Consider the following 17211-nt stretch of genomic DNA (forward strand, 5'->3'; position numbering starts at 1 on the left):
ACTTCCATGACCGTCTCGGAACCAATGTGGGAGCGGGCTTGCCCGCGAAGGCGGCAGTACATTCAGTGTTGATGCAAGCTGAATCACCGCCATCGCGAGCAAGCTCGCTCCCACAGGGTTTTCGGGTGTTCACAATCCCTGGATTCGACGACAAACCTGCTCTGGGGGCCAGCATGTCCCCGTTTTCCGCTACAGACTTTTCCTACCTGGAAACGCCTAATACCCCCTCAAGCTGAATCGTTTTTGTGGATTGGATTCCACAGGCGATACCTGATCGCCGCCGATCAGGACTGTCACCCATCGCACGATCACTCTAGAGGGAGCCTTATGCATGTGATCATTACGGCCATCGGCTCAGCCGGTGACGTTCACCCATTTATCGGGATCGGCCGCACCCTCGCCGCACGCGGGCATCGGATAACGTTTTGCGCCAGTGCAGCGTTCGCGCCGGTGATCGAGCGCTGCGGTTTCAAGTTTCTGCCGTTGGGCACCCGCGAGGAATATCAAGCGGTCATGGCTGACCCGGCGTTGTGGCATCCACGGACGGCACTGCCCACCCTATGGAAAACCGTCGGCGGTACCTTGCGCGACCAGTATCGGCTCCTGGAGCAAGCGTGTGACGATGACACCGTCATGATCGGCTCGTTGTGGGCGTTTTCCGCCCGACTGCTGCAAGAAAAACATGGCATTCCGCTGATCACCGGCCAAGTCACCCCGTTCGCCATCTGGTCCCCCCTGGCGCGCCCCACCCATCCTCCTGGAGAGAACCTGCCGGCCTTTGTCCCGTACCCCGTGAGACGCCTTTTGCTCAGCGTCATCGAGCACGCCTTCCTGGATCGGCTCATGAAGCCGGAGCTCAACGGCTTTCGTCGCGAACTAGGCTTGCCCCCGGTCAAGCGCATCATCAGTCAATGGATCTCCTCGCCCGATCGGGTATTGGGATTGTTTGCCGATTGGTTCGCCCCGATCCAGCAGGACTGGCCTGCCCAGACGGTACTGACCGGGTTCCCGCTATTCGATGAATCCGGCTTCGAGGAGCCCGACGCCGAGCTGGAGGACTTTTTGAACGCGGCCCCACCGGTGGTGTTTACCCCGGGCTCGACCACGGTGGATGCCGCGCAGTATTTCGCCGCAGCGGCTCAAGCGCTGAAGGTGACGGGTCGCCGCGGGGTGTTCCTGACCAGCCAGCCAGTAGCCCCATCGTTGTCCAGCGACGGCACGATTCTGGTCAGGCGCTACGTCCCCATGAGCCGCATCCTGCCCCACACCGCGGCACTGGTGCATCACGGCGGCGTCGGCACAACGGCCCTGGCCTTCGCCGCCGGGGTACCGCAGATCACCACGCCGTTTGCCCACGACCATTTCGACAATGCGGCGCGAATGGAGCGCCTGGGCTGCGGCGTGCAAGTGTCCACTCCGACCTCCGCCGAATCCCTGGCCACAGCCTTGGACAAGGTGCTGAACAGTCACCAGATACGCGCCAACTGTGACCGCTACAGCAAGCTGATGCCCAGTGGTGACAGCGCCCGCGAAGCAGCGGCGCTGCAAGTCGAGGCACTCGCCGCTCGGGCTGATGTGTACCGCGTCGCGTAATCACGGATTGAGGGTGATTGACTGTGCGTTACCGATGGCCCGGTTTCAGGCATCCCTCTTTTTATTCGTTTCATCGGGCCATCGGATCGGCCCACGGAGAACACCATGACTCAGACCCTGCCCGCCTCGGGTGCAGAGCACCTGCTTTATCCCCTCGCCGCCCCGCAACTGGATATCTGGCTGGACCAGGTGCTGCATGGCGACAGTCCGTTGTACAACATCGGCGGCTACGCGCGTATCAATGGCGCGGTCGACGCCTCACTGATGCAAGTGGCCGTCAATCAGGTCGTGAACCGCCACGATGCCTTGCGTATCCAACTGGTCCCAGGCTCAGCCGAACATCCTTTGCCACGGCAACGGTTCCTGGGGGCGGTCAGCGTTCCACTGAACGTGCACGACGTCTCCGGGCATGGCGATCCGGAAACCCGCGCACTGGCCTTGCTGCAGGAGAACCTGCAAACCGCGTTTTCCTTTGACGATGGATTACTGTTGCGCGCGGACCTGATCAAGGTCCGGGACGATCTCTACTACTTTTTCGTCAACGGCCATCATCTGATCATCGATGGCTGGTCCTTCGCCATGATCGGCCGGGCGATCAGCCAGGCCTATACCGCCCTGCATGACCAGACGGAAAACGAGGTCACGGCGCCGACCTATCAAACCTATATCGAGCAGCAAGGCAGCATCAAAGACTCGGCCTCCTTCCAGCGCCAACGCCAGTACTGGCTGGACAAATACCGCACATTGCCCGAGCCCCTGCTGGCGCCCCGTTATCAGAGTCGATTCGAGCAGGGCCTGGCACCCAGCCAGAACCACGCCTGGCGCTTGCCGCGCGCGCTTTACAATCGCCTCGGCGAACAGGCGAAAGCGTCCGGCCAGGCGACTGTTTTCCACGTCATGCTGGCGGTGCTGTACAGCTACTTCGCCCGCATCGAGCAACGCGACGAGATCGTCATCGGCCTGCCCATTCTCAACCGCGCCAATGCCGCACACAAAGCCACGGTCGGTTTATTCGTCGGCATGAGTCCGGTACGCCTGAGCCTGGGCACCGACCTGAGCTTCAGCGAACTGGTCGGCAAGATTGCCCTGATGCTCAAGCAGGACTACCGCTATCAACGCTTTCCGTTGAGTGAACTGAACCGTGAGCTTGGCTTGCAGAACCAGGGCCGGCGCCAGTTGTTCGACCTGGTGGTGTCCTACGAACAGGACCAGGACACCTGGTACGGACCGGCGCTCGCGCAGCCCGTCAAACTCAGCAACGGCTACGAACAGATGCCACTGGCGATGCACATTCGGGAGGCCGCGCCGGACGACGACGTATGGATGCACTTCATCTACAACGAAGCCTATTTCGAAAGCACGCAGATCGAAGCGTTGCAACAGCGCTTCACGAACATCTTGCAGTGCGTGGCCGCTGATTTCGATGCGCCGGTCAATACCCTCGACCTTATGCCGGCCCCTGAACGCCAGGTACTGGATGAATGGAATCGCACCGACGTCGATTACCCCAGGGACGTGTTGCTCCATCAATTGATCGAGGCCCAGGTCGTCGCTCGCCCCGAAGCGATCGCGGTGCGCTTCGAGGGGCAGGCGCTGACCTATGACGAACTGAACCGACAGGCCAATCGGCTGGCCCACGCCCTGCTGGAAGAAGGACTTGGCCCGGACGCACGGGTCGCGATCTGCCTGGAGCGCAGCCTGGAGATGGTGGTGGGGCTGCTGGGCATTCTCAAGGCGGGCGCCGCCTACGTGCCGCTGGACCCGGGTTATCCGAGCGATCGCTTGAGCCATATGCTGAACGACAGCGCCCCAGGTGTCCTGATCACGACCCATGGGTTATTGACGCGTCTGCCCGGTGTGACGATGCCCGTGTTGTGCCTGGATACCGCCCCAGAACGGCTGTCCCGGCAACCGACGCACAACCCGGACGCCGCCGCGCTAGGCTTGACGCCGCAACACCTGGCCTATGTGATTTACACCTCCGGCTCCACGGGCCTGCCTAAGGGGGTGATGAACCAGCACGACGGGGTGGTCAATCGATTGCTTTGGGCTCGCGATGCCTATGGGGTCGATGAACACAGCCGTGTCTTGCAGAAAACCCCGTTCAGTTTCGATGTGTCCGTCTGGGAGTTCTTCCTGCCGTTGCTCAGCGGCGCGCAACTGGTCGTCGCCGCCCCCGACGGGCATAAGGACCCTGGTTATTTGATGGACATCATGGCCAGTGCCGGCATCACGCTGCTGCACTTTGTGCCGTCGATGCTACGAATCTTCCTCGACCAGGTCGAACCGCAGCGCTTGCCCGAGCTGAAGCAGGTCCTGTGCAGTGGCGAAGCCCTGCCCCCGGCCCTGCAGGCGCGCTTTTTCGAACGTTTGCCGGCAGTGCAGTTGCACAATCTCTATGGCCCCACCGAAGCGGCCATTGACGTGACGGCCTGGCATTGCCAGCCCGATGTGCACGAAGGCATCGTGCCGATCGGCCACCCCATCGCGAACATCCACATGCATGTCCTCGATGCGAACCTGCAACAGCTGCCGCCCGGTGTCGCCGGCGAGCTTCACATCGGTGGCCTGGGTGTTGCGCGAGGTTACTTGAACCGTCCCGAACTGACGGCCGAACGGTTTATCCGCGACCCGTTCCAGAGCGCGCCCCAGGCTCGCCTGTACAAGACCGGCGACCTGGGGCGTTGGTTGCCCGACGGCAGCATTGAGTACCTGGGACGCAATGATTTCCAGGTGAAGATCCGCGGCTTGCGCATCGAGCTCGGCGAGATCGAAGCACACCTGCTCGCTTGCGAGGGGGTCAAGGACGCCGTCGTGATCGCTCGCCAGGAACACGAAGGTGATGCGTACCTCAGCGCCTATCTGGTCAGCGAGCCCGGCTGCGTGCTTTCACCGCAAGCGCTGCAAGACGCTCTGCACCAGCAGGTACCCGACTACATGGTGCCCCGGCATCTGATTCAGCTTGAGCAATGGCCGTTGAATGTGAACGGCAAACTGGACCGCAAGGCCTTGCCCGAGCCGGACGCAGCGTTGGGCGGTACCGATGCGACAGCGCCACGCACAGCGTTGGAACAGGCATTGGCCGACCTCTGGCGGGACAACCTGAACCGCCCTGAACCCGGCGTCCACGATAACTACTTCACATTGGGCGGCGACTCCCTGAAGGTCATTCACTTGCAGATCAAGGCACGTGAACAAGGGATTGCGCTGACCCTGGCGCAGCTTTACCAGCACCCTACCATCGCTCAACTGGCCCAGTGCCTGGAGACGCAAGAAGCGTCGTCCACAGGGCTACGAGCCTTGGCCCACGTGGCACCTTTTGCCCAAGTGCCGCAAGCGCTCCGCCAGGCCAGCGAAGGTTTGTACGATGACGTGTTCGCCGCGTCGCAACTGCAAGTCGGCATGATCTATCACTCGATGATGCACCCGGAATCCGCGATCTATCACGACATCTTCCGCTACCGCCTGCGCCTGCGTTGGGATGCGGTGGCCTGGGAACGAGCCTGCAGCGCATTGATCCAGCGCCACCCGGCCTTGCGCATGTCGTTCGATATCGGCCACGCCGAAGTGCCCATGGCTCGGGTTCACTCGACGGTCGAGCCACCCGTGCAGGTCATCGATGTCCTCTCACTGAGCCCCGCTGCACGGGCCGAGGCCATTGGCAGCTATGTCGAGGAACGTAAACGTTACCGCGAAGACTGGCAGCGGGCACCGCTGTATCAGTTCTGCGTGTTCTTCGCCCAGGATGAAATCGACCTGGTGTTCAGCTTCCACCATGCGATCCTCGACGGCTGGAGTGTCGCCACCTTGATGCGCGACTTGATCACGCTCTACACCTCAGCATCTGGCATCGACGCACTGCCCGCCCTGACCACCACCCCGGCCGACTTCGTGGCCCTGGAACAGGAAGCGACGGCAACGGATGAACATCGCCAGTTCTGGAGCGACTACCTGCGCGACGCACCCGCCGCGGCCATGACCAGCTGGATCCATGTGGTTGCCCCGGACTCGACGCCCCACCGCTCGGCCTACCGGGAAATGCCCGCAGCGGACTTGGCCCGGCTCGAAGCGTTCTGCCAGGCCCAGGACCTGCCGTTACGCGCGGTCTTGCTGGCGGCCCACGGTTTCGCCCAGGCCATCATGTCCAATCAAAAGGAAGTGCTGTGTGGCGTGATCAGCCATGGTCGGCCTGAGTTTGCAGATGCCGCCTCGGTCCTGGGCTTGTTCCTCAATACCCTGCCCATGCGCTTGAGCACCCTCGGCCAGGATTGGCTTGCAGTGATCCGGGCAGTGATTGCCCAGGAACAACAGGTGTTCGCCCATCGGCGCTATCCGTTCGCATTGATCCATCGCGAAACCGACGTCGCCTTGAACGTGGTGTTCAATTACGTCGACTTTTATGTCCTCAAGGACATGCTGGCAAAAGGTGAGGAAATCCTCACCGACTGGGAAACCACGGAAGCCAGCAATTATGACTTGCTGACCACGCTGGGCCGGCACCCAGGCAACGGTTCGCTGATGTTGAAGATGGACTACTGCACGGCGCGCGTCGCCACCAGCCAGGTCGAGGCCTATGCCGATTACCTGCTGCGCACGCTGGAATTGATGATCGCCGCCCCCAACGCCAAACCCTGCATACCGGCTTGGCTGCCGCGCCTGGAACGAACCACGCCCGGCTCGGCCATGGCATTGCCCCATGACAATCTGTCAGCCTTGCTACTGGACAGTTTCGCCCGCCATGACGAGCAGGTCGCGGTGAGTCTTGACCAGACCTGCCTCTCGTACCGCCAACTGCGGGACGCCAGTGCACAACTGGTGAGCTGGCTGCACCAGCAGGGTATCGGCCAGGGCGATCGGGTCGCGATCATGATGCCCCGCTCGCCCGACCTGATCGTAGCCTTGCTCGGTGTCATACAGGCCGGCGCTGCGTATGTGCCGATTGACCTGAGCTACCCGAATGAGCGCATCCAACTGATTCTCGAAGACTCGCAACCACGCCTGGTGCTGTTCGCCGATGCGTCTGCGCACCTGGCGATGACCCTGGCAGGCCAGGCCGACCTGCGTCACTGGGACAGCGTGGTCGCCGATTTCGACGATAACCTGGCGCACTGTCACGGGCAGGTTGCCTCTATCGCCGCAGACATCGTGGCTGACGATAACGCGTACTTGCTCTATACCTCCGGCTCGACGGGCCGCCCCAAAGGCGTGGCCATGCCGCACCGGGCATTGACCAATATGATCCTCTGGCAGAACCGCCAGCAGGCGCAGGACGTCGGTCCAGGTGTGCTGAAGACGCTGCAATACTCGCCCATCTCGTTCGACGTATCGTTCCAGGAAATTCTCTCGACCCTGTCTTGCGGTGCCGAGCTGGTGATGATCGATGAGGGGCTGCGCTATGACTTCATCCGGTTGTTGAAATTCATCTGCGCGCAAGACGTGAACCGCCTGTTCCTGCCCTACGTGGCCTTCCAGGGTTTGGCCGAAGTCGCCATGCAACTCGGCATCCGCCCTATATCGCTGCGCCAGATCAACGTGGCAGGCGAGCAACTGAAAATCACCGCGGAGATCCGCGACCTGATTGATCACCTCGACGATTGCCGGGTCGAAAACCACTACGGCCCCACCGAAGCCCACGTGGTCACGAGCCTGAAGCTTGAAGGCCCCGCGGCGACCTGGCCGAGCATGCCGCCCATTGGCAAGCCCATCGATGGGGTACGCATGCATGTCCTGGATGCCGCGGGCAGTCCCTGCCCGATCGGAGTCATGGGCGACCTGTTCATCGAAGGCACGTGCCTGGCCAACGGCTACTGGAACCGCCCCGACCTGACCGACGAACGCTTTGTCTATCGCCAGTTGGAAGGCCAGACCCGGCGGTTGTATGAAACCGGGGATATCGGCTTCTACCTGCCTTGGGGCGATCTGGTGTACCAGGGTCGTAGCGATGCCCAAGTCAAAATCCGCGGTTATCGCGTCGAACTCGGCGAGATCGAAGTGGCCATGCTCGGCTCCGCCCGGTTCAAGGCCGACATTCAGCAGGTGGCGGTCATCGACAAGCCGGCAACCGATGGCAGTCGTTATCTGGTGGGCTTCGTCCAGCCCATGCCGGGCCGCACGCCGGACCTGGATCAACTCAAGGCCGAAATGCGCCTGGCGCTGCCCGACTACATGGTGCCGAACACGCTTGCCAGCATCGCCCAGCTACCGCTGGGCCCCACCGGCAAGATCGACCGTCGACGATTGCAGAAGGTCGACGTTCAACACACGTTGCTGCGGCCCTTCATCGCGCCCAGGAATGCCATGGAGGATCTGCTGCAGGCCTACTGGCAAGAAACCCTGGGCCTGGAAGACATCAGCATGTATGACAACTTCTTCGAACTGGGGGGTAACTCGCTCAAGGCGGTGCAACTGGTGGCCATGCTCGCCAGGCATCAGGGCCTGGAGCCATCGCTGTCCGACTTCATCCAGGCCCCGACCATCGCCGAATTCGCCCAAGTGCTGCAACAGACCGAAACCGGACACCCTGGCACCGGCGCGCTGGTGGACTTCAAAAATGCCCCGCGCCGGCCGATGCTGTTCCTGGTGCACCCCATCGGCGGGCACGTGCTGTGTTATGCGGCACTGGCGCGCGTCCTCAAGGACCAGGTCCACCTGTATGCACTGCAAGCACCGGGAACATGGGATGCCCGTGAACCCTTGCAATCGGTGCGGGCCCAGGCGGTGTGTTACGCCGATGCCATTGAAGAGGTCGCGCCTGAAGGACCACTGAATGTGGGTGGCTGGTCCTATGGTGGGGTCGTGGCGTATGAACTGGCGAGCGAGTTGCAGCGGCGCGGGCGACGGCTGCATAACGTGTTTTTGCTGGACACCATCGTGCGCGTCAGGCAGGGCGAGGTGCAGATAGAACGCAGCGAGTTCATGAATTGGTTCATGTGGGAACTGCTCAGCGGCGACGGTCAGAAGGAATACGACTACCACGCCCTGGACTTCTCCTCCATGGCCGACGCCCATGCCTTCGAGGCGATCAGGCAGCACGGCATTGACCAGGGTCTTTTCGACGAGACCATCACCCTGGCGACGCTGGACCAGCTGTTCCGGGTCTTTCATGCCAACTGGCAAGGATTGCTGGACTACCGCTTCCCGCCCCTGGACTTGCCTATCACGCTGTTCGCGGCGGATGTCGAGCTGCCCGATGTGCTGCAAGCCCCCCATGAACTGGTAGGCACGGCCTTTCGCGACCCGTACCGCGGCTGGCGCTCGATTGCTCCCCAGGTGCAGCGAGTCGCCGTGGAGGGCGACCATCTGACCATGATGCGCGAGCCCCATATCGAGCGGGTGGGCGAATTCATCCAGTCACGCATCGACGTGGCCCGGACCAGGAACGCCGTATCCATGGCGGCATTCGCCTAACCATTACCGACGGTCGCGGGGCTGGATTGACGGCCCCGCTTGACTCAAATGCCCGGTCGTCCCGGGCTCGATACAGGTGAAACAGCATGACAGAACCCAAAAAAGCCATTGTGGCCGGCGCCGGCATCGGAGGGCTGACCGCCGCCATCGCGTTGCAGCGAGCGGGCTGGCAGGTCAAGGTCTTCGAAGCGGCCCAGACGCTGCGTACCGGTGGCACCGGCTTGTCCATCATGGCCAATGCCATGGCGGCCCTGCATTCGATCGATGCCCATGTGCCAGTGGAACAGACAGGCCAGGTGATCCGAGCGTTTTTTTTCAAGAAACAAAATGGGGCTCCCATCACCAGCATGCCGATCCACGAGATCGGCGAACAGTTGGGTCACCCCAGTGTGAATATCCAGCGCCCCCTGCTGCTGCGTGCCCTGGCGCAGCAGCTCGCACCCGACACCCTGACCACCGGGTTGCGCTGCATGGGTTATACCCATCGCCCAGATGGCGTCACGGTGCGGTTCGAAGATGGCAGCACCGACGAGGCTGATCTACTGATTGGCGCCGATGGCCTGAACTCAGTGATCCGTCAGCAGATGCTGGGCGAGACGCCCACACGCCCATCCGGCTATGTCGCCTGGCTGGCGGTCACGCCATTCAGCCATCCGGTCATGACCGAAGGTTATGTGGCGCATTACTGGGGCCGCGGCAAGCGCTTTGGACTTTGCGATGTGGGGGACGGCCAGGCGTATTGGTGGGGAACCTGCAATCACGAAAACGCAGCGGACGCCGCCTTGAACATCAGCAAGCAGGAAGTGCTCAGTGCCTACGCCGGCTGGGCACCGGAAGTCGTGGCGGCCATCGAGGCCACCCCCGAAAGCGCGTTGTTGAAAATGCATGCCCGGGATCGCCGTCCCGTGGAGCAATTCTGTGACGGGCACGTGGTGCTGTTGGGGGATGCGGCTCATCCCATGTTGCCCAGCCTGGGCCAGGGTGCAGCGCAGGCGATCGAAGATGCCGTGGTGTTGGCCGAACGCCTGGCGCAAACGCCGGACCTGCGCACCGCGCTGGCAGATTACCAAGCGTACCGACACCCGCGGGCCAATGGGATCGTCAATGCCGCTCGCTTCATGAGTGGTATCGAACAGGCCGACTCGACACTCGCCTGCTGGCTTCGAGAGTGGTATTTCCGCCTGACCCCACAAAGCAGCCTGCGTAAAAAGAACATCGACATCCTGTCATTCAAACCCTGTACATAAAGCGTCGCACGACTCACAGCAACGAGAGGCGTCAATGACAAAAAACGACTTCCACACAGACAAAAAACGACATTTTCATCAACGAAAATCGAGAAATCCGAATACTCCGCCATAATCGGAAGTCTGAATTTCGGGCATTTTTGCCAGATTGTTCCTACGTGCAAGATGCGTTAAAAAACAGATCACGAGCACCTTCCCAGGAGTAGACAAACACCTTAAACCATTAATTTAACTAGATATTCAACCAGACCAAAGCCTAAGGAGACGCCCTCGCCGCAGTCATCGCTCGAGGAACAGGTTTTCGTCAAAGGCGTATTTTTGCCAGGAGTCACCACAGAGCAGCGCCACCCCCTGACCCGGGATGTCCCTGTTTTCCCTTACAGACTTTTCCTACGGTGAAACGCTTAATAGTCCTACCGGCTGAACCGTTTATGTGTGAATGGATTCACAGGTGATATTTGACCCCCAAGGTATCAAATCCAGAAAAGGCTTCAGCATTTTGAGAAGCGTCGGATTTTCTTCCGTCAACGATCACTGAGATGTGTGGAGCTTTTTCGAAGTATGCAGGTAAGCATAATGAATCGACATGCGTGTATTGAGGGCGCCGAAAAATCGCACCTCTACGTAGAGCTAGGAAAGCTGATTTCAAGTGTCGGGCACGAGAGCTTCTTGACCAACATGCACCAGATGATCGAAACATCGGTGCCTGTCAGTCGACTCGAGTTGAGTGAATGGACCGTTGACGAGACCCAAACGGACATCATCGATGTCCAACTGCTGGGGTATGCGGGCTCAGAAAGCAACACGCACATGCAATCCGCCTGCCCCACCAGTGCAATACAGCGCAACGATCACCCCTTGGTGAAAAGAGTGCTGGAGGTGGACGACGCCTTGCTGATCCATCTGAACGCCCGGATGCAGGACGAAAAAGGCAGTAACTGCCTTGGTACATCCCATCAATGCTATCTGATTTCCCGCAAGGCCAATCGTCGTTGCGTGATCTCGGTGCATCGCCCCCAGGGGCAGCGCGACTTTTCCCTCCAGGAACTGTCCTTTTTGAAGTACCTCTCCGAGACGCTGCTGCCGCTGGCGGAGCGACATGCCCATCTCAATCGGCAGTCGTGCCTTAAAAACCCCGGCAGCGCCACGAGTCATTCGCTCAATAGCGTTGAACAGACCCAGTTGCAGCGCGATTTCAATGAGCGATTGAGCCCCTGCGACGTGACGCTTTCGGTGCGGGAAAAAGAGGTCTGCCTTGGGCTGCTGGCTGGAGGCACCGTACCGGAGATCGCGGAAAAGCTAAGGGTCAAGAACAGCTCCATCGAAACCTATCTCAAACGTGCCGCCGCCAAGTTGGGTGTCAGCGGACGGCATGGGCTGGCGAAATGGATGATCGGATCATGACTGCGCGCTGCGGGCGAGTGCGACCCCAATAGAACCCGCCTGCCCGCGCCTGCGGGGCCTGAGCAGGCATCACGATGAGACAGGTCGATGCATAAACTCTTGAGCCCCCTGGCGGCCGCGGCATTCATGCTCGGCGGTTGTTCGCTTATCCCGGACTACCAGCGCCCCGATGCACCGATAGCCGGGCAATACCCGCAGGCGTCCGCCTATGCCCCGGCCCTGTCGGGACCTATCGCGGCCGAACAGGGTTGGCGTGATCTGTTCCAGGATCCAGCGCTGCAGCAACTCATCGAAAGTGCGCTGGTCAACAACCGCGACCTGCGGGTGGCGGCCCTGACCGTCGAGGCTTACCAGGCGCAATATCGGATTCAGCGGGCGGATCTCTACCCGGCGATCAGTGCCAATGGCACCGGTTCGCGCCAGCGGTTGCCGGCCAGCCTTTCGGGAACCGGTAAACCCGCGATTAACAGCTCGTATTCGGCCACACTGGGCATCAGTGCCTATGAACTGGACCTGTTCGGGCGAATACGCAGCCTCAGTGAGGAGGCGTCCCTGGTCTATCTGTCCAGCGAAGAAGCCCGTCGCAGCACCCAATTGAGCCTGGTGGCCAGCGTGGCCAGCGCCTACCTGACCTGGCGTGCCGATCAGGAGCTGCTGACGCTGACCCGCGACACGCTTCAGTCCTACGAGGAAAGCCTGCGCCTGACCGAACGCAGCAATCAGGTCGGCACCGCCTCGGCCCTGGACCTGAGCCAATCGCGAACCTCGGTGGAAAGCGCCAAGGCCAGCCTGGCCAAGTTCCAACGCCAGGTTGCCCAGGACCTCAACAGCCTCACGTTACTGGTGGGCACGTCGGTCGCGGATGACCTGCCCGGCCGGCCGCTGGCATCCGACCTGCTCACCGAAGTACCGGCCGGCCTGCCTTCGGACCTGTTGCAACGACGGCCGGACATTCTTGAGGCCGAGTACCTGTTGCAATCGGCCAATGCCAACATCGGCGCGGCACGCGCCGCGTTCTTCCCGAGCATCAGCCTGACCGCCAACGCCGGCAGTTCGAGTAGCGAACTGTCCGGGCTGTTCAAGGGTGGTTCGGGCAGCTGGGTGTTTCAACCACAGATCAATTTGCCGATTTTCAATGCCGGCAGTCTTCGGGCGAGCCTGAACTATTCGAAAATCCAGAAAGACATCCGCGTGTCGCAATACGAGAAAGCCATCCAGACCGCCTTCCAGGAAGTTTCCGATGGTTTGGCGGCACGCAAGACCTATAAGGACCAACTGCTCGCCCAGCATGATCTGGTACAGGCCAACCAGGACTATTACCGCCTGGCGGAGCGGCGCTATCGGATTGGCGTGGACAGCAGCCTGACATTCCTTGATGCCCAACGCTCGCTGTTCAGCGCCCGACAAACCCTGATCGCCGACCGCCTGTCGCAACTGCTCGCCGAGGTCAGTCTGTACAAGGCCCTGGGCGGGGGTTGGGTAGAACGCACAAACAAAGTGACTGTGAGGTGACTGCAAATGGGCACATTCGAACCTGGAGCACTGGTGCGCTTACGCTCGGGAGGTAAAACGATGGTGGTCAAACACGCTTCGTCGATATCCCAGCTGCCCGAAACCTCGCTGCTGCTGTGCGAGTACCGGGCCAAGAATCGCCTGGTGCAAGGTTTCTATGCGATACGCGACTTGATCCCGGCCTCCGGAAACCCGGGCACTGAAAGATCATAGCCAACCCAGCCATCAGGAGAAACCCGGCCCCTGTGGCGAGGGGATTTATCCCCGCTGGGCTGCGAAGCGGCCCCAAAGAAGCTGGATGCAATCATCCTGACGCACCGCAACGGAAGGTTTCAGGGCTGCTTCGCAGCCCAACGGGGATAAATCCCCTCGCCACAGGTGGGTGCACATCGAGGATCATAATGTGGTGAAGGAGCAAGCTCCCTCGCCACCAAAGGCAGTCCGATACGCCTTGAGCCTTCAGACCGTACGCGAATACTGGACTGTCTGGTCTGCCTCCAGGTACGCATCAAAGGCCATCGCGACGCTGCGCATCATTAATTGGCCCTGGGGCAGCAGCACCAGCGCCTGGTCTGTGATGTCCAGCAGTCCGTCGCGCACCTGCTCCTGGAGCCGGTCCAGCACGTCAGCGAAGTACTTGGTAAAACGAATGCCATGACTGGCCTCGATCTGGCCGAACGCTACTCGCCCATGACACATCAGTTCGCTGATGACCTCACGCCGCAAGCGATCATCATCGCTCAGGCGATAGCCCCGCTGCACCGGCAGCAGGCCTTGGTCCAGGCGCGCGTAATACTGGGACAGCTCCTTGACGTTCTGGTTGTAGCTGTCGCCGACCTTGCCGATGGAGGACACGCCCAGGCCAATCAAATCGCAATCGGCGTGGGTGGAATAACCCTGAAAGTTGCGCTGCAGCGTGCCCTGGGCGCGGGCGCGCACCAGTTCATCGTCCGGCAAGGCAAAATGGTCCATGCCGATGTAGACGTAACCGGCCTCGGTCAGGCGGTTGATGGTCAGCTCGAGCAATTCCAGCTTGCGCTCCGGCGGGGGCATGTCTTCGGGCCGGATCATCCGTTGCGCCCGCACCCGTTGCGGCAGATGCGCATAGCTGTAGGCAGCAATGCGGTCGGGGCGCAGGGCGATGATCTTGCTCAGGGTGACATCGAAACTGGCGACGGTTTGCAGCGGCAGGCCGTAGATCAGATCGACGCTGACGGACTTGAAGCGTGCCAGGCGAGCCGCCGCCACCAGTTCAACGACCTGGGCTTCGCTTTGTACCCGATTGACGGCCGCCTGCACCTGGGCGTCGAAATCCTGCACACCGAAACTCAAGCGATTGAAACCCAGCTCGCGCAGGCCCTGGATCTGTTGCGCATCGATGGTCCGCGGATCGACCTCGATGGAAAACTCATGGGCGTCGCTGTCATCCATGTCGAACGATTGGTGCAGGCAATCCATCAGATCGGCCAATTGCTCGTGGGTCAGGTAAGTCGGCGTACCGCCACCCAGGTGCAATTGGGTCAGTTTGCGCGAGCGATCGAACAAGGTCGCCTGCTGGACAATTTCGCGCTTGAGGTACGTCAGGTATTCAACGGCGCGATGGGTCTTGCGGGTAATGATCTTATTGCACGCGCAGTAATAGCAGAGGCTCTGGCAGAACGGGATATGGATGTAGACCGACAACGGCTTGGGTACCGGCGCCTGATTACTGCGCTGGGCCGCAGCGTGGTACTCGTCCATGGCAAACGCCTGGTGAAACTGCGGGGCCGTGGGATAAGAGGTGTAGCGCGGCCCCGGGCGGTCGTATTTTTCCACCAGGGCACGATTGAAACCGGATGCGGCGTTCATGAGGGATTCAACTTTTCAAAGGGGCGTGGACCTGCGTCATCCAGCTCTGGATCGAACAGATTGCAGATCGCATCCACATTCAGGCGCCCGGCGGGCAGGATGCCGATAAACCGGCTCGATAATTCAATCAGTCCCTTGTCGTGCAACGCCTCCAGGAGTGGCCAGGCAGGCGCGAAATGCTCGCGAAACACCACCCCGAACCGCGTTTCGATGGCTGGGATATCCAGCTCCAGGTCACAGGAAAGCTGCTCGATCACGGTTGCACTGACCTGATCCTGTGCCTCACAACGCCAGCCGCGACACACCGGCAACTGTCCGGCGTCCAGCTGCTGACAGTAGTGAAGCAAATCGTCAGTGTTCTGCACGTACAGATGTTCGATCTGAGTGACGGCCGACAAGCCGAAACCTACGTGATCACAGCAACCATGCCGGGTAAAGCCCTGGCAATTGCGATGCAGGCGCCCATGCTCCTGGGCCACCGCCAAGTCATCGTCGGCCCGTACGAACTGCCCCAGGCCGATGTAGTGATACCCCGCGCCGATCAGTTGCTCGCAGCAAATCCGCCGCATGGCCTCCTTGTCGGCCCGGCTGCTGAAAGCCGCGGCGGGCCCCGCGTTCTTCGAGCGATAACGATAAGGCGCACAGGCATAGTCAAAGACATGCAGCCGGTCTGGTTCCAGCTCGATCAGCGTCGCCAGTTTCAGGGCGAAACTGTGAGGCGTCTGCCAGGCATGGCCATAACCGAGGTCGATGTTGATCGAGCGAAAACCAAAGGTCCGTGCCGCATCGATCAACGAATGAATCGGCGCCGGGTTCTGGTAGCAATCGACTGACAACTCACTGTCGGCACCGATGTCGGGAACGCCGATGCTGACATGGGTGAACCCCTGGTCACGAATCAGCCCCATGGTCGACCAGTCAGTGTGATGCAAGTCCACTTCGATGCTGTGATCGCCGCTGTCGTATTCGCAAAAGTCGAAGCGCTTGCGCAGATCACTCATCAGCTTCTGCAAATGAGCAATCACCGGGGTGCCACCGGTCAGGCTAAATTGTTCGACGCGGCGCCCGGCGCCCAAGTGGCAACCCACCATCGCCATCTCATACGCCAAGCGTTGCAGATAGCCCTCGATTTCCCCGCACCGACAGACACTGGCCAACGTCGAACACGAGGCCAGTCGCAAACGCGAAGGCAGATGCACCGACAGAGACAGCGGGCGCCGTGTCTGGCGGCTGTCGCGCAAGCCCCGCAGCAGGTCGAGGGAGCCGATGCCGCCATGGAATTTTCGCGTGCCGACCGGGCAATCGACATCCGCCATCGCCGAGGCACGTCCTGCGGATCGCTCGCCGAGGGTTTGAAACAGGTCGAACATGACAATCTCCGAGTGGCTGCGCAGCAACAGTGTCTGACGTAACCCGCCGGGCCACCTTGACCTGTATCAAGCGCCTTGAAACCACGCTGGCGTCGCTCACCAAGTGACGTAGAACATCGCCTTGGCCAGCAGCACAATCGCCACCATATGAAGGAACACACTGGTATGAATGATGTGAACGTAACGGGCGTTCATGCGCTCGCTCCTGAACAACCACATGGCCCAGAGAAAATGCCCCAGCACACTGCCCGCCAGCAGGATCTTCACGCCCAGCAACACACCGAACGATGACTGCAGCGGCGACGACAACACCGGCCAATACCGCAGCCAGACCATGGCCCCTCCCGCGCCGAACAGCACCAACAGTACCCAAGGCATCAACTGCCGGGCACGCTGGCTGATGCCTTGCTCCAGCAGCACCATGACTTTGGCGGGGAGTTGTTTGCGGATGCTCTCGAGGAACAGTACCTCGAAAAACACCGTGCCGATGAACACCAGCGCGGCAAACAGGTGCAGGGTCAGAAACAGCGGATAACTCATGAGCCTCCTTGGCGCCCTCTTGCGGACACCGGGTTGATAGGAGGCTACCGCGCAGGCTAGGCACTGGGGTTGATGCCAATCAAGAAAGCCGCATGTACCCGTCCCCCTATCACTGTGGAGCGAGCTTGCTCGCGATGGCGTCGGGTCAGCCAGCGCTGATGGGACTGATACACCGCTATCGCGAGCAAGCTTGCGCTCACAAGGGCATGGTTGACCCAAAGAAAGCGTCAACAAAACGTTACATTCCAGCTTCTCCCTACAACCACTTATCCGGTAGTCAGTTTTTTTGA

Annotated in this window: 9 protein-coding genes; 6 read left to right on the forward strand and 3 right to left on the reverse strand. The window is 60.7% G+C overall.

Going from position 1 to position 17211, the window contains the following annotated elements:
- Positions 1–327: 327 nt before the first annotated feature.
- From LOY70_RS15930 to LOY70_RS15955, 6 genes are all read left to right on the forward strand, one after another.
- On the forward strand, positions 328–1593 hold the full coding sequence (locus LOY70_RS15930) for a glycosyltransferase (RefSeq protein WP_265028386.1): 1266 nt from the start codon (positions 328–330) through the stop codon (positions 1591–1593).
- 105 nt (positions 1594–1698) lie between these two features.
- On the forward strand, positions 1699–9000 hold the full coding sequence (locus LOY70_RS15935) for an amino acid adenylation domain-containing protein (RefSeq protein WP_265028387.1): 7302 nt from the start codon (positions 1699–1701) through the stop codon (positions 8998–9000).
- A gap of 86 nt (positions 9001–9086) precedes the next feature.
- A complete protein-coding gene (locus LOY70_RS15940; protein ID WP_265028388.1) occupies positions 9087–10247 on the forward strand; it encodes an FAD-dependent monooxygenase in 1161 nt (386 codons plus the stop codon).
- A 576-nt stretch (positions 10248–10823) separates the two neighbouring features.
- The gene (locus LOY70_RS15945) at positions 10824–11651 is read left to right on the forward strand and encodes a helix-turn-helix transcriptional regulator (protein ID WP_265028389.1); all 828 of its coding nucleotides are present in this window, start codon (positions 10824–10826) and stop codon (positions 11649–11651) included.
- Positions 11652–11738: 87 nt separating this feature from the next.
- Positions 11739–13163 (forward strand): AdeC/AdeK/OprM family multidrug efflux complex outer membrane factor, encoded by a 1425-nt coding sequence (gene adeC, locus LOY70_RS15950; RefSeq protein ID WP_265028390.1) that lies wholly within the window; start codon positions 11739–11741, stop codon positions 13161–13163.
- Between the two features lie 6 nt (positions 13164–13169).
- Positions 13170–13376, forward strand: a complete 207-nt coding sequence (locus tag LOY70_RS15955) for a hypothetical protein (RefSeq protein WP_025213925.1) — start codon at positions 13170–13172, stop codon at positions 13374–13376.
- A 246-nt stretch (positions 13377–13622) separates the two neighbouring features.
- On the opposite strand, the gene hemN is transcribed toward LOY70_RS15955, so the two are convergent.
- The 3 genes from hemN to LOY70_RS15970 all read right to left on the reverse strand — a co-directional run bounded on the left by hemN (position 13623) and on the right by LOY70_RS15970 (position 16921).
- A complete protein-coding gene (hemN, locus tag LOY70_RS15960) occupies positions 13623–15011 on the reverse strand; it encodes an oxygen-independent coproporphyrinogen III oxidase (protein WP_265028391.1) in 1389 nt (462 codons plus the stop codon).
- On the reverse strand, positions 15008–16381 hold the full coding sequence (locus LOY70_RS15965; RefSeq protein ID WP_265028392.1) for a coproporphyrinogen III oxidase: 1374 nt from the start codon (positions 16379–16381) through the stop codon (positions 15008–15010). The genes hemN and LOY70_RS15965 overlap by 4 nt, the downstream gene beginning before the upstream one ends.
- A gap of 96 nt (positions 16382–16477) precedes the next feature.
- Positions 16478–16921 (reverse strand): CopD family copper resistance protein, encoded by a 444-nt coding sequence (locus LOY70_RS15970; protein WP_265028393.1) that lies wholly within the window; start codon positions 16919–16921, stop codon positions 16478–16480.
- Positions 16922–17211 lie beyond the last annotated feature (290 nt).

The organism is Pseudomonas sp. B21-054, assembly GCF_026016345.1.
Taxonomy (GTDB): domain Bacteria; phylum Pseudomonadota; class Gammaproteobacteria; order Pseudomonadales; family Pseudomonadaceae; genus Aquipseudomonas.

What these genes read in the sequence shown, in the direction of transcription:
- LOY70_RS15930 (WP_265028386.1), top strand. Translation starts at nt 328, where the DNA reads ATGCATGTGATCATTACGGCCATCGGCTCAGCCGGTGACGTTCACCCA.
- LOY70_RS15935 (WP_265028387.1), top strand. Translation starts at nt 1,699, where the DNA reads ATGACTCAGACCCTGCCCGCCTCGGGTGCAGAGCACCTGCTTTATCCC.
- LOY70_RS15940 (WP_265028388.1), top strand. Translation starts at nt 9,087, where the DNA reads ATGACAGAACCCAAAAAAGCCATTGTGGCCGGCGCCGGCATCGGAGGG.
- LOY70_RS15945 (WP_265028389.1), top strand. Translation starts at nt 10,824, where the DNA reads ATGAATCGACATGCGTGTATTGAGGGCGCCGAAAAATCGCACCTCTAC.
- adeC (WP_265028390.1), top strand. Translation starts at nt 11,739, where the DNA reads ATGCATAAACTCTTGAGCCCCCTGGCGGCCGCGGCATTCATGCTCGGC.
- LOY70_RS15955 (WP_025213925.1), top strand. Translation starts at nt 13,170, where the DNA reads ATGGGCACATTCGAACCTGGAGCACTGGTGCGCTTACGCTCGGGAGGT.
- hemN (WP_265028391.1), bottom strand. Translation starts at nt 15,011, where the DNA reads ATGAACGCCGCATCCGGTTTCAATCGTGCCCTGGTGGAAAAATACGAC.
- LOY70_RS15965 (WP_265028392.1), bottom strand. Translation starts at nt 16,381, where the DNA reads ATGTTCGACCTGTTTCAAACCCTCGGCGAGCGATCCGCAGGACGTGCC.
- LOY70_RS15970 (WP_265028393.1), bottom strand. Translation starts at nt 16,921, where the DNA reads ATGAGTTATCCGCTGTTTCTGACCCTGCACCTGTTTGCCGCGCTGGTG.